The following is a 13,838-nucleotide window of genomic DNA, read 5'->3' as shown; positions in this document are numbered from 1 at the left end:
GATCACTTGGCACCTTTGAAGTGACGTCTTAGGTAAAGCCGGAAGCGAAGATATCAATGCCTCGAATCACAATCCAGGTTGCAGACGCGACACGCGGTCCACTCCAGTAACATATCCGTCAGATAACATCTGATGAATCATTGCGAACGGATAACGATGACTGACAACTGGCTCGAAGTTGAGGATGCCGACCAAGGTTCTGCAGCAGGCAGCGAACCGTCCAGCGAACAGTCAGAGGCACTGGATCTTTCATCAGGTGAGAGGCGCTTAGTCACTCAGCCGTATGACTTGGGGGTCAAGGGCATAGTCGACGACATCGACCAGGGGCGGATAAGCCTAAACATCGAGTACCAGCGTCAATACATCTGGGATCGAGGCAAAGCGAGTCGACTGATCGAGTCGCTCCTTCTCAACGTCCCGATCCCTGTGTGCTACTTTGCAGAGGACGACGCGGGCGTCTATGAGGTCATCGACGGCTTGCAGCGACTCACGACGATCGCAGACTATTTGCGTGGTGAATTTGCCTTAACTGGACTTCCCGTCCTTAAGGAATTGGATGGGAAGAAGCACGGAGATTTGGCCCCCCGAGACCGTAGACGACTGGAAAATCGCACCATCCGCTGCATCGTGATAACCGAGGACAGCCACCCCGATATCAAGTTCGATGTTTTTGAACGGCTCAACACGGGTGCCGCGATGCTGACGGCGCAGGAGCTTCGAAATTCGGTGTACAGGGGCCCTTACAATGACTCCCTCAAGAGAATCGCCGAAGATGAGTCTTTCACCAATATGCTCGGATCCTCAGGTAGCAAACGGATGGAACTCGAGGAGCTGTTGCTACGATTCTTCGCCCTAATGGCCGACCTCCAAGGCTACAAGCCCCCCCTGCGACAGTTCCTTAACACCCACATGCGGCAAAACCGACAGACGCCTGCGGACCCTCAGCTAGTGCAACTGTTCAAGGCGTCCTGTGAAACCGTTTCAGACGTTCTCGGGTCGGCCCCCTTCAGAGTTCCCGGCTCCAAGAACGTTTTGAACAAAGCGATGTTCGACGCCGTCATGGTTCCCGTCGCCCGAGCGGATCAGCAGGCGCTGCGAGAGCACGCCGCAGAGTTCAAGGCCCTTATGGAAATCCTTCCCCAGGAAGAGCGGTTCATCACCGCCATCGGCCGAGCCACGGCAGACAAACAACGAATGCTCTACCGAGTAGGCCGAGTAGCCGACGGTATCCGCTCATTCGGCGTACATGTTGATCTTCCTGAGGGTCTCGGCTTGGACGCGGCTTCCGGAAGTGCCTCGGACGTCTGAACATGACCGCATTCGAAGATTTCGCCTCTGGGGTGACTGAGGTGCAAACACTTCTCTCAATCTGCACGGGTGAGGCTAATCAGGAAGACGTCCTAATGGACGCACGTCGCAATGCTATATGCAGAGCGGCCGCTGTTCTCCTCGTTAGTCACTTTGAGAGTTTCCTGAAGACAACAGCCGAAGAATTTATAGATGCGATCTCCACCGGAGACATAACTTCGAGTGCGATCCCACTTGGGGTAAAGGAACTTCACTCCATCCCACGGATGGAAGAGATCTTAGCAACCAAAGACGCAAAACAGCGGGTGTCGCTTTTCGGCAAGATTACGGAGTACAACTGCCTCTGGGTCGCGGAAGCCAAGCCCCCTCCGCAACTTCTCAAGTCTGACGTTCTACGTCGCATCGTGACAAATCCCGGAAGCGATGTCATCGACAAGTTGTTCTCGCTTATGGGTGCGGCTACCCCAGTTTGCGACGGAGACATCGACGTCCACTTGGCAGATCGCGGCGATCCTGAACCTGTCAATATCCGCCTAATGCTCCGAACCGTTGTCAAGTGCCGGAATGACATCGCCCATGGTGACGTCACACGGATTCCTACAAGCGAGGACGTTGACCGGTACATCCGCCAATTGGAAGCCTTTGCGAGACGACTAGAAGCAAGGGCGGCGCTTTTAGCCGCGAACGTACGGCAATAGCATCCAGGGGCGAAGAAGGGCGATACGGCAATGTTCGTCACGCTGAAACTTACCGAAAGCGCGTCCCACTTCATTTGCAGGGGAACGCGGCGGTGCGAGCTTGCCCAGTCCCCATGCCTATTTGTTTGCTGTGCTGGCTCGGGTCACACGGCCTCAACGAGCCTCCCTAGGCAGTATAACTAGGCTGCAACTTGCATCAAGCGCACGATTTGAGCAGTGAACGCCTGCCCTCTAGCGCCGGGATCCGCATTCAAGTCATTCAACGCCGAGACATTTCAGACTCAAAAGCACGGTCCCCGCGACCTATGAGGACACAGGGCACAATAATCCGTAAGCTCACCATATGGAGTACTTCTTGCATAATTGTCCGAGGTAGAATCAGTGCATTTTTCAGGAGTAGACGTTCCCCTAGAGTTGCTCGACGCCCATGAGGCCGGACGGTTGGTCCTCTTCGTCGGGGCGGGAGTTTCCATGGCAGCCCCTACTGGGCTTCCCAGCTTTAGCAACCTTCTGACCAACATCGCCAAGGATTTAGGGGTCGAAGTTCCTAGTGCGCCGGGGTCAGAAGACTTCATCTTCGGTCAACTCGACGATGACCCCAGGCAAGACGTTCATGCAATGGTCAAACGGCACATCTTGGACGCCAGAGACGGCAATGCGCTACACGCAGCGTTAGTGAGGCTTGCGGCGGCAGGACCTGCACCGAAGATCGTGACTACCAACTACGACCGATTCTTGTCACTCGCACTGGAAACGACGGAAACCAAACTCGACGAGTTTCGCGCGCCGGCGTTGCCCATGGGTGACGACTTCGATGGCTTAGTCTACTTGCACGGGTCCGTGGATCAAGAACCAAGGAAATTGGTTCTCACCGACAAGGACTTTGGCCGCGCATATTTGAGCGACGCGTGGGCAGCAAGATTTCTAGAGCGAATGTTTCATCAGTATGTCGTATGCTTTATCGGCTATAGCCATCGAGACGTGGTGCTTTCATATTTGGCTAGAGGTCTACGACCGGGGTCCAGACGCTATGCCTTTACTTCAGAAGCAGTATCAGAACACTCCCGCTGGACCAGCTTAGGCATCCTTCCGGTTTCCTACGTGGACACAGACAAGTCACACAGGCAGCTGCTATCAGCCGTTCAAGACTGGGGCGATTGGGCGGCATCCGGTCTCTTGGATAAGCACGAACGGGTCCGGGATATGGTAATCAACCAGCCAACGGGCATCCCAGACGAAGATGACTTCCTTGAGGCAGCATTAGATGACGATGCCCTTACACGAGCCTTTTGCGCGACAGCCGAGGGCCGCGATTGGTTGGACTGGATCGTGAGCAAGGACGCGTTTCGACGACTCACAGATGCTTCGGAAACAGCCTACTCAGGGAGCCAATCGTCGTTGGCCCACTGGTTCGCTAAAAACTATGTGGTCTCAGACTCAAACTCCCGTTATGCACTTTCCTTGCTGACTAACCAATCAAAGCGACCGAGCCACGCGCTCTGGACGGCTGTTTGTGCGGAGTTGATCGATGTCGCTGAATATCATGACTGGCTGACCCCATGGATTTATTGGCTCGTAGATACCCCAACTCCTGATCCCGTCAACAAACTTGAGGGCTTGGCCATGCTCCTTGCAGAGGCCAAGAGCTTATTGACGACCGATGTCCTTTTCGTCCTTGAAGAATTGCTCAAGCCACGGCTACGGTCGAAGCCGCGAATACTGGGCGACGGGACTGAGTATGTCGTCGAACTGAGTTATTCATGGATCGACTCGATCAAGGACAGGCTCTCAGGCCTCGCGGCTGAAGCTTCCAGCGCTCCCGAGCTCCTGCGGCTACTCGAAAACACTCTCAGTAGCCTCTTCATCAGAAATCGCGCTGTGTCCGGCTCTGACTATGACACGTGGACGTTCCTCAGGCGCTCAATAGAAGACTCGCCCCAAAACGGCATAGAGGAAACTGCAGACTTTGTCATCGACTTGGCTAGAGACTGCCTCATGTTCCTTCTTACCGTTCACGACGGTGAGCTTGACAGCAACCTCAATCGGTGGGCCGCCAGCGGAATTCCCCTGCTTCAACGCCTTGCAATATTCGGGTGGCGGCATCGGTCCGATGTGACGGCAACCAAGAAGGTCCAATGGCTACTCGATCAGGGGGACCACCGTCTCCTTTTCGATCCTCGACTCCGCTATGAGGCGCTACGGCTTATCAGGGCGGCCCTCCCCGAAACGAGTCAAACCACGAGGTCGAGACTAGTCAGCACTGTGCTCAAGGGTTCCCAAGCTGAGGGTCCACAACGCGACTACGAAATCTACGATCTACTGGCATGGCTGCTTAGGCTCGATCCGAATCTAACGAAGGCAAAGAGCACCCTTTTGGCGTTGGTAGAGAAGTATCCGGATCTTGCTGGGTCTCCCAATGAAGACCTAGATCTGAGAGACGAGGACTACGGATGGGTAAAGGTTGAGCAGGAGTACCCGTGGTCCGTAGAACATCTACACGAACTTATTAACTCTGACGCGACCTCAGCAGTAAATGAAGTCTTCAGACACATGGCCGGTACTTCGTATGTTGATGGCTACAGGTCGGGAGTAACTCGACAAGTAGCCGCGGTAGTCTCAAGATGGCCCAACGATGGTTTCCTGCTGTGGGATCAATCCCTTTCAGAACCGAGACTCCTGGCTAGCATACTGGAGGGGTGGGCCGGAAACCCCGCAGATGTGAACCTGGCCGAACGCATGCTCCGCACAGCCTCGGCCCTCGATCTAAGAGAATTCGGATCCGCTGTGGCGTCCCTTCTGACTCCACGCGCAAGCAACCAAACTGCCGGACCACCATGGCCAGCGCTGCCCCAAGCCAGGACTCTAGCCATCAACGTCTGGTCCAGTCTTGAGCTCTCAGCAGGTACAAGCACTGATCCATTCATCAATGCCCTTAACAGCGCGGACGGGCATCTCGCCGAATTTTGGATTGAAGTGATTCACCACGATTGGCGACTCCACAAGGATGGATGGAACGGTATCCAGGGACAGAGCCGCGATGCTCTGGAAGCTATCTGCAGCTTTGAGGTCCTACCCATGTCAAGCGCATGGGCTATCCTCATACGTCACCTTAAGTTTCTCCACTCCGCCGATCCTGAGTGGACCATTACACGCATGCTGCCCCTATTTAGATGGGATTCATCACCTGTGGCTGCGTCCGCATGGACCGTTCTGATACAGACGACCGGCACGAATCAAGCGCTTTTGGACGATGGACTGAAACAAGAGTTGGCAGTGACCCTGAAACACTTGACGGACCTCCCCGAAACCGCGCAGCCGCGGCTGGCCACGCTTTGCGCTTCAATCACGGTGCACAGCCTGTGGTCTGCCCATACAAAACTCAATTGGCTTTTGGATCTAACCCGCGCAGCAACTTCGCCTTTCTGCGCAAAGCTGATGATATCTATTCGACAGCAACTGACGCAGGCAAAACCAGAATTGATTTCAAAGAGCTGGCACGACTGGATGAACCCCTATTTGGCGGCACGCACCGAGGGACGTCCAAGAATTGTGGAGCGTGCCGAAGCATCAGCCATGGCCGAATGGGCTGATGTGCTGAATGCACCACAAAGCTTCGAGAAGGCTGTTGAGTATATTTGCGCGATGCCGGCCGGACTGAGTCAGCCAGCAAGATTACGCACAATACAAGAGGATCGCATTTCATCCAGTCCCCGTGCTTACGCTCAGCTATTGGCTCATCTATTGTCCAATACCGAAACCCCGTATTACGTGGGTAGGGATCTAGAACGGCTGTACTTGATTCTCGTCGAAGCACCGAGTGTTGATCGAGGCCATCTCCGTACTATCCGAGAGCAGGCCCTTCGCTTAGGAGTGGAAGCGGCTACAACCTGGCCGAAGTAGGGTAACCGTTTTCACTCCCGAATACCCGGCTCCCTTGCCTCGATATTGTCAGCGTCACTTGACCTTCCTAAATGTTTAATATGCTCAAGTTTAACGGAGCCACCAATAGAAATCTTGGCGGCAATGGGGCTTTTGAAGGGGTTCAAAAGTTTGAAAGCTTAGCGAGTTACAGAGCGGCTCCGTTTGCCCCGGCGGCTGAGAAGAAGCCTCTTGCGAAAAGGAAGGAATTGAGGGTACAAATGATCGTAAGCTCAGCGAGGTCAAGTTGCTACTGTCGATCATCCAGCACTTCACTATCACCGAGTTCGACGGTGATAAGACTCCGGAGGATCATATGTAGAGGACCAAGACGGCGCGGCAACTGAGCATTAGCGTTCAATGAGGACTGCCTTCCGGGCTTGTATGAGGCACCCGGATCTACAATTAGTCGTCCTCAAGTTCGGCTGCGGTTCCTGCCATCACCTTCTTAACCTGGGCTTCGAGCTGAAGAAAGCCCTCAGCTCCCAACTGATTCATCACTTGGGCCGCGTCGTCGACAAGGTCTTTGCTCCCGGAATCCAGCGCAAATGCAAGGACAAAAGGCACAGCGCGCTCGTGGAGGTCGTACTGTAACAGGTCTGCGTCACCGCTGCGCTGCGCTAAAAGTAGTTTTAGAACCTCGAACGCTTCCCGGGGCTGGTTTCGAGCAGCCAAACTAAGCGTCTTACCAATCAGTCCATGCGTAGAGAACGTGCCGTTCGAGAGTTCGACGGCAACCTTAAGGCGAGGTAACCACCACTCCTCCGGAAACTTCTGGCAATGGACAAACCAGTAGAACTCCAATAATTCTGCTCGATCCTCAGGAAAGGCCCGGACGTGAGCCACCCTTTCGTCCCAAAGCCCACCGAGATGGTTCAAGACGTCTTGATCGACGTTACTCGCATCTTTAAGGGACCCCGCAATCCGTCCAAGGGCCACGCCTCGTGTCGCTGGTTCAGCATTAGTGAACAGAGCAGTTGCGACTGCATCATCCGAAGTCTTGTCACCAACTGCAATTGCTGTGACGACCCATTCGCCGATCCTCAGAATGGGGTCATCGCCGTTCTCCCACCCGGAAACGATCGGAGTGTCAGAATTCAGTGCAGCGATCATCGCACCAGCTAACAGATCGTAGAGGTGTGGGTGATATCTGTGGGCCGCTAGGGCTGTAGTCAACGAAATCTGCTGGTCCTTAGAAATTTCACCCGTTGACCCAAACAAATCTGGAACTCTCCGTTCGATCCAGCTCGAATCCACATTTAAGAATCTCCCGAGCGAGGCGCCAAGCACAGCGCGAGATGCACCCCGTCGATCAGGTCTAGCGATTTCGCGTTCCAACTCTTGCTTAGCCTTGACGTACCAAGAGGTGTCCTTTCCGTGCGAGAGGAGCCCCACGAGCGCATTGAGTCTGATGGGCCATTGCCAATTGATCGAGATGGTCAGCGGATCCATGTCATCCGCATGCTGGTAGCCGTCGTACTCCTCCCACGCAACTTCATCGGCCCCCTCAGACAACAGCAGCGTACTGAATGTCGCTAGCGACTCGTCCGGGAGAATACGGTCTTCTCTGCTCTTGACCAGCTCCTCTAGCAGTCCTATCGCAGCCTTTTTTGCGCCGCGGAAGTCTGGGTCGTCATCGAACTCGTCGCCCTCCGGGGAGATGACGGATGCGTCAGGGTGCGTCAGCACTCCTCGAAGTACCTCGGCCACCTGCGTCCAGTCTGGAGCGATTCCTGCCTTCGCTGCTGATTCCCATCCCTCGAATATTGCTCGCAAGTAGGTCGGGCGCAGCCTATCTACAAGCCGGTCAGTTCCCGCTACAGCCAACGGGTTCGTGGTAAGTATCGAGGTCAGCTGTCGCCCCAGCCCTTCGTGTGAGGGCTCTGGCCCCCAGCCGTCGCCGGACGTGCGCCAGTTCTCGAGGTATCCCACGATCTCTTCCGGACCCATCGCCGCAATTTCGTCCTGTGAGAGTGGGCTATTTGGCCCTGTCCAAGTGGTAGTAACCCTTGACGGCTCTAGCGGGTTCTCAATTGGCCCCCGCTTGGCTTCGAGATCGACCAGTTCATTTCGAAGGACCTGGGGAAGGGCATCCTTGCCAATCGCGGCAAGCCACTGATGTCGCCACCCGGAGAGGTACTGAGTCAGGCCAGCCTCAAGATGCTCAGGAGATTCTTCGCTGTCTCCACGCAACCGACGGCGTAATTCGGCGAGTTCGGTCAATGGCCCCTCGTCGAGATACGCAGTCAACGGTTCTAGCGCAGACGGATCATGTGAGGCCACCGCACGAGCCAGCTCTCCGTACTCAATACGGTAAACGTGGTCGCGACACTTCGAATCGAAAAGCAGGTTGGTGGCGGCTGCCATCAAATCTGTCCAGTGTTCGTCGCTAGGTTCACCTTCGCTAAGTGCCACGCCGACCGAGTGAAGGGCGATTTTCCTGGTGAGTGCCATGCCTGGCGCAAGAAGTGCCGATACAGCCATAGCCGCGTCGTCTCTAACGGCTTTCACAGCCACTTCCCGCACTCCTTCTATTAGGGACTGTTCCACCGATCTCCGAGTTCCCAGACCAGCGCGGACTCGGATCGACTCGCGAGACAGATGACTGATGTCACGCCCGTCGATGTAGTGACCGCTCGACCGCTCGTAAGCTAGCAGCCATCCCACGACGAGGTAAAGGTCAGTCGGCTGAAGCACTTCAACAACATCAGCGAGACCGCGAATATACCAGTGCTCGCGTAGAAACAACGCCGGCTTGCGGAAGAAGCCCGAGGACTCTTCATCCTTGGGTGCCATTGGCTTGAACAGTATGTCCGCAAGCCATATACCGGTTTTGCGTTCCCCGCTTCCAAGCAGCTTGACGGCGAGCGAAACCATCTCCCGGTGATCAGTCCGCCAGCCGAAGTCGGTCCGGAGCCACGTCTTGAACAGAGGTTTCAACCTTGCCGCTTGGTTAGGTGGAATGATCAACCCGATGCTGAAGGCCGCCCGCTTGAGCCAAGCGTTATTACTGCGCGAAAGCTTGAGCAAGATGTCCACGACCTCGGCCGGCTTGGCCGGGGCGATTCGAACGAGATAGTCCACTTCAGGCCAGTAGACGTCATAGGGCAGTCCCCCCTCGCCTTTTCCCTGCTCCGGTGGGTTGTCAAATAGCCCGTACTTTGCCAAAGGCTCTACCCATAACGGATTGTTGAGCCCTTCGAAGAAGGCACGACGGAGCTGCGGGCTAATTATGCGGCGGATAGCCCCTCGCACTTGGTCGTCTGTAGGTGTCTGGTATTTGGTCATGCTTGCTCCTCGATTTCCACGAAATTCGCCTCAGCTAGGAGCGCCTCGATCGAGTGAAGATTCTCAAAAAACAAACCAGCCCTGGCATCAATAACATCCTCAACGATGCGCAAGTTGGACATCAGTTCAGCATCACCCGGCAGGTCCCGCCCGCCCTCTGCCAAGCGATCGAGGTGTGTCCACCGTAGAAAGAACCTCTGCGCCTCCATCCACTGCTTGATGGCGGGGTGTTTGTCGTCTGTAGCGCCGGTTACAACTGCGCTCGCGAGGCGCCGATTCCGTCCTTGTTCCTGGGCAACTGCCGAAATAAGTTGGCTAAGCGTCTTTGCCGCCGAACGAGGGACTGGAACGAGGTCCTGATCGACGTCAAGTTCTATCTCTCTAAGAAGTTCCGGAAGTCGACGCTTTAAGGTGTCGGAGTTCGGGTCAGGTCGGGGGATATCGATCTCCGACATCACAGAAGGAACACCGTTCATCAACTCTCGGCCGCCATGACAGATGACTGAGACACGGGCAACCTCCTGCCCCGCAACGGTTGGTGCCGCCAAAATGCTCAGAACCAATCTGTACATGGCAGCCAGTTGGGAACTGCGCTTCAGGAGTGCGCCGTTCACACGTTGTTGGCGGTCATCCAGTACATGGTCGTTCATCGCTCGAAGTTACATCTCCCGGCCTAAGCACACATAGTCGTCAGTGTCATCTACTCAAGCGGCATGCCGAACCTCAAATTCGCGGCTAGTCCGTGACCATTAGACCGTGCCACTACTGATACCGAATCCGGTATCTCTTCCAGGCCGCAGTTTCCACACATCTGGTATCCCAAACCCCCACCTCTCCACCCACCCCCTTGACTCGCACCCCCACCTTCCCTAAACTTTTCATAAAGCAGAATCTAAATTCCACAAAGCGGAAACGAAAGCCAAGCACCACGGCCAAGACGAAGCACACAGGAAGATAGATCCAAGCCCCTCCTCGGAAGGACCTACGATGACGTACACAGTGAACTGCTCCATCCTCCTGACGGAGCTGCCCTTGCTCGAGCGCCCCGCCGCCGCGAAGGCAGCCGGTTTTGACGCCGTCGAGTTCTGGTGGCCCTTCGAGACCTCCGTCCCCACCGACGCCCAAATAACAGAGTTTGAAACAGCCATCAAGGACGCCGGCGTTCAGCTCACGGGCCTGAACTTCAACGCCGGAAACATGCCCGGCGGCGACCGCGGCCTCGTCTCCTGGAAGGGGCGTTGCTCCGAGTTCAAGGACAACATCGACGTCGTTGCCGGCATCGGTGAGCGCCTCGGCTGCAAGGCCTTCAACGCCCTCTACGGCAACCGCCAGGACGAGTTCACCCCTGAAGAGCAGGACGAACTCGCCGCCAAGAACCTCGCCGCAGCAGCTGCCGGCGTCGCACGTATCGGCGGAACTGTCCTCCTCGAGCCGGTGAGTGGCGCACCCAAGTACCCGCTCCTCACCGCCGAAGACGCACTCAAGGTCATCGCCCGCGTTAAGGCAGAATCCGGTGCGCAGAACATCAAGCTCCTCGCCGACTTCTACCACCTGGCAGTCAACGGCGACGATGTCGAATCCGTCATCGAGAACCACGCCAAGGACTTCGGCCACATCCAGATCGCCGACAACCCCGGCCGCGGCGCTCCCGGCACCGGCAACCTCCCCCTTGGCGAGTGGATCGCCCGCAGCCGCGAACTCGGCTACGAGGGCTACATCGGTTTGGAATACAAGGAACCGCAGGAGACGGCATTCAGCTGGGCCATCCGCCAGCGCGCCAACGCCAACTAGCACCCAGCTCAACAAGCACACCTGAGCTAAAAAGACTTTCAGAAAGAGAACCACAATGAGCAACGTTGCAGTCATCGGCCTCGGAATCATGGGCCTGCCCATGGCCATCAACCTCGTCAAGGCCGGCCACACGGTCACCGGTTTCAACCGCAGCCAGGACAAGATCGACAAGCTCGTGTCCGAAGGCGGCCAAGGCGCCAGCTCCATCGCGGACGCAGTCAAGGACGCCGACGTCGTCATCACCATGGTGCCGGACTCCCCCGATGTTGAGGGTGTAGTCAGCGGCAAGGACGGCGTCTTCGCCAACGCGAAGAAGGGCACCTTGTGGATCGACGCATCCAGCATCCGCCCGGACGTCGCCAAGCGCCTCTCCGACGACGCCCGTGAAGCAGGCATCCGTCCCCTCGACGCCCCCGTGAGTGGCGGCCAACAGGGCGCCATCGACGCCGTCCTCTCCATCATGGTCGGCGGCGACGCAGCAGACTTCGAGGCAGCACAGGATGTCCTCAACGCAGTGGGCAAGACCATCGTCCACGTCGGCCCGTCCGGCTCCGGCCAGACTGTCAAGGCAGCCAACCAGCTCATCGTCGCCGTCAACATTCAGGTCCTCGGCGAGGCCATCGCCTTCCTCGAGGCCTACGGCGTGGACACCGACGCAGCACTCAAGGTCCTCGGCGGCGGCCTGGCCGGCTCCAAGGTCCTGGACCAGAAGGGCCAGAAGATGCTCGACCGCAACTTCGACCCCGGCTTCCGCCTCGCCCTCCACCACAAGGACCTGGGCATCGTCACCTCCGCAGCCCGCGAAGCCAACGTCGCCGTCCCGCTCGGCGCCGTCGTCGCGCAGCTCGTCGCCGCAACCGTCAACCAGGGCGACGGCGGGCTGGACCACTCGGGCCTCTTCAAGCAGGTCCTCCAGCTCAGCGGCCGCAACTAAGGCACTAAGCACCAAAACCAGGGAACCCGCCGTCGTAAATGACGACGGCGGCTCCCTCACCACACCCTTTTCCGCCCCCAACGCGGGGCGAACCCAAGATTTCAAGGAGCACACCATGGCAAAGATGCGTACCGTTGATGCGGCCGTAGCCATCCTGGAAAAGGAAGGCGCCACCGAGGCGTTCGGCCTGCCAGGCGCAGCAATCAACCCCTTCTACTCGGCAATGCGTGCCCACGGCGGCATCCGCCACACGCTGGCCCGCCACGTTGAAGGCGCCAGCCACATGGCCGACGGCTACAGCCGCGCAGCTGATGGCAACATCGGCGTCTGCATCGGCACCTCGGGCCCCGCAGGCACGGACATGATCACGGGCCTCTACGCAGCCCAGGCCGACTCCATTCCGATGCTCTGCATCACCGGCCAGGCACCCGTTGCCAAGTTGCACAAGGAAGACTTCCAGGCCGTGGACATCGAGTCCATCGCCAAGCCGGTCACCAAGTTCGCCATGACCATCCTGGAGCCGGGCCAGGTTCCCGGGGCTTTCCAGAAGGCCTTCCAGGTAATGCGTTCGGGCCGTCCGGGTCCGGTTCTGCTGGACCTGCCCATCGACGTTCAGATGGCCGAGATCGAGTTCGACATCGACGCCTACGAGCCCCTGCCCGTGGAGAAGCCCAAGGCTTCCCGCAAGCAGCTGGAAAAGGCACTGGACCTGCTGACCGCGGCCAAGCACCCGCTGATCGTTGCCGGTGGCGGCATCATCAACGCCGGCGCTTCGGCACAGCTGGTTGAACTGGCCGAGATCCTGAACGTTCCCGTCATCCCCACCCTGATGGGTTGGGGCGCCATCCCGGACGACCACCAGCTGATGGCCGGCATGGTTGGCCTGCAGACCTCGCACCGCTACGGCAACGAGACCTTCCTGCAGAGCGACTTCGTCATCGGCATCGGCAACCGTTGGGCCAACCGCCACACCGGCGGCCTGGACACCTACACGGCAGGCCGTAAGTTCGTGCACATCGACATCGAGCCGACGCAGATCGGTCGCGTTTTCTCGCCGGACTTGGGCATTGCGTCCGACGCCGGTGCGGCGCTGGACGGTCTGTTGGAGCTGGCCCGCGAGCGCCAGGCAGCCAAGACCCTGCCGGACTACTCGGGCTGGGTTGCCGAGTGCCAGGAGCGCAAGGGTTCCCTGCACCGCAAGACCAACTTCGACAACGTGCCCATCAAGCCGCAGCGCGTGTACCAGGAGATGAACAAGGCCTTCGGCAAGGACACCACCTACGTGTCCACCATCGGTCTGTCCCAGATCGCCGGTGCCCAAATGCTGCACGTGTTCGGTGCCCGCAAGTGGATCAACGCAGGCCAGGCCGGCCCGCTGGGTTGGACTGCTCCGGCAGCCCTGGGTGTTGTACGTGGAACCCCGGACGCCACCGTTGTTGCCCTGTCCGGTGACTACGACTTCCAGTTCATGATCGAAGAACTGGCCGTGGGCGCACAGTTCAACCTGCCGTACATCCACGTTGTGGTGAACAACAGCTACCTGGGCCTGATCCGTCAGAGCCAGCGCGGCTTCAACATGGAGCAGAACGTTTCCCTGGCCTTCGAGAACATCAACTCCCCGGAGACCAACGGCTACGGTGTGGACCACATCAAGGTCGCCGAGGGCCTGGGCTGCAAGGCCATCCGCGTTGAGAACCCGAACGACCTGCCCGCCGCCTTCGACAAGGCCAAGGCACTGGCTGGCGAGTTCAAGGTTCCCGTGGTTGTTGAAGTGATCCTGGAAAAGATCACCAACATCTCCATGGGCGTTGAGATCAATGGCGTGAACGAGTTCGAAGAGCTGGCCGAGACCGCGGCGGATGCACCCACCGCGATCCTCGCCAAGGCGTAAGTAACAGTAA

The 13,838-nt window shown here is 57.6% G+C and carries 7 protein-coding genes and 1 pseudogene; 6 read left to right on the top strand and 2 right to left on the bottom strand.

Going from position 1 to position 13,838, the window contains the following annotated elements; all coding sequences use genetic code 11:
• Window positions 1–156 precede the first annotated feature (156 nt).
• The 3 genes from FDP28_RS10095 to FDP28_RS10085 all read left to right on the top strand — a co-directional run bounded on the left by FDP28_RS10095 (window position 157) and on the right by FDP28_RS10085 (window position 5,906).
• Complete coding sequence (locus FDP28_RS10095; RefSeq protein ID WP_186313579.1) at window positions 157–1,308, top strand: DUF262 domain-containing protein; 1,152 nt, start codon at window positions 157–159, stop codon at window positions 1,306–1,308.
• Window positions 1,309–1,310: 2 nt separating this feature from the next.
• A complete protein-coding gene (locus FDP28_RS10090; protein WP_144661297.1) occupies window positions 1,311–2,006 on the top strand; it encodes an MAE_28990/MAE_18760 family HEPN-like nuclease in 696 nt (231 codons plus the stop codon).
• A gap of 471 nt (window positions 2,007–2,477) precedes the next feature.
• Complete coding sequence (locus tag FDP28_RS10085; protein WP_144661296.1) at window positions 2,478–5,906, top strand: SIR2 family protein; 3,429 nt, start codon at window positions 2,478–2,480, stop codon at window positions 5,904–5,906.
• 423 nt (window positions 5,907–6,329) lie between these two features.
• Here FDP28_RS10085 and FDP28_RS10080 read toward each other — a convergent pair whose 3' ends face one another.
• Together FDP28_RS10080 and FDP28_RS10075 are read right to left on the bottom strand one after the other, a co-directional pair.
• A complete protein-coding gene (locus tag FDP28_RS10080) occupies window positions 6,330–9,212 on the bottom strand; it encodes a hypothetical protein (protein WP_144661295.1) in 2,883 nt (960 codons plus the stop codon).
• Entirely contained in the window at window positions 9,209–9,862 is a 654-nt protein-coding gene (locus tag FDP28_RS10075) for a hypothetical protein (RefSeq protein ID WP_144661294.1), read from the bottom strand. Before FDP28_RS10075 ends, FDP28_RS10080 begins: the two co-directional genes overlap by 4 nt.
• A gap of 337 nt (window positions 9,863–10,199) precedes the next feature.
• Here FDP28_RS10075 and FDP28_RS10070 point away from each other — a divergent pair, with 337 nt between their 5' ends.
• From FDP28_RS10070 to gcl, 3 genes and pseudogenes are all read left to right on the top strand, one after another.
• Window positions 10,200–11,003 (top strand): hydroxypyruvate isomerase family protein, encoded by an 804-nt coding sequence (locus tag FDP28_RS10070; RefSeq protein WP_144661293.1) that lies wholly within the window; start codon window positions 10,200–10,202, stop codon window positions 11,001–11,003.
• Between the two features lie 37 nt (window positions 11,004–11,040).
• A pseudogene (locus tag FDP28_RS10065) lies at window positions 11,041–11,937 on the top strand (2-hydroxy-3-oxopropionate reductase); the annotation flags it as partial.
• A gap of 115 nt (window positions 11,938–12,052) precedes the next feature.
• Entirely contained in the window at window positions 12,053–13,828 is a 1,776-nt protein-coding gene (gene gcl / locus FDP28_RS10060) for a glyoxylate carboligase (protein WP_144661291.1), read from the top strand.
• Window positions 13,829–13,838 lie beyond the last annotated feature (10 nt).

The organism is Paenarthrobacter nicotinovorans (genome assembly GCF_007670255.1).
In the GTDB taxonomy this organism is placed as follows: Bacteria; Actinomycetota; Actinomycetes; order Actinomycetales; family Micrococcaceae; genus Arthrobacter; species Arthrobacter nicotinovorans_B.
Note: the sequence above shows the minus strand (reverse complement) of the source record. Positions and strands in the feature narration are given on the sequence as shown.

Coding starts and splice junctions, on each gene's coding strand:
- FDP28_RS10095 (WP_186313579.1), top strand. CDS start 157: ATGACTGACAACTGGCTCGAAGTTGAGGATGCCGACCAAGGTTCTGCA.
- FDP28_RS10090 (WP_144661297.1), top strand. CDS start 1,311: ATGACCGCATTCGAAGATTTCGCCTCTGGGGTGACTGAGGTGCAAACA.
- FDP28_RS10085 (WP_144661296.1), top strand. CDS start 2,478: ATGGCAGCCCCTACTGGGCTTCCCAGCTTTAGCAACCTTCTGACCAAC.
- FDP28_RS10080 (WP_144661295.1), bottom strand. CDS start 9,212: ATGACCAAATACCAGACACCTACAGACGACCAAGTGCGAGGGGCTATC.
- FDP28_RS10075 (WP_144661294.1), bottom strand. CDS start 9,862: ATGAACGACCATGTACTGGATGACCGCCAACAACGTGTGAACGGCGCA.
- FDP28_RS10070 (WP_144661293.1), top strand. CDS start 10,200: ATGACGTACACAGTGAACTGCTCCATCCTCCTGACGGAGCTGCCCTTG.
- gcl (WP_144661291.1), top strand. CDS start 12,053: ATGGCAAAGATGCGTACCGTTGATGCGGCCGTAGCCATCCTGGAAAAG.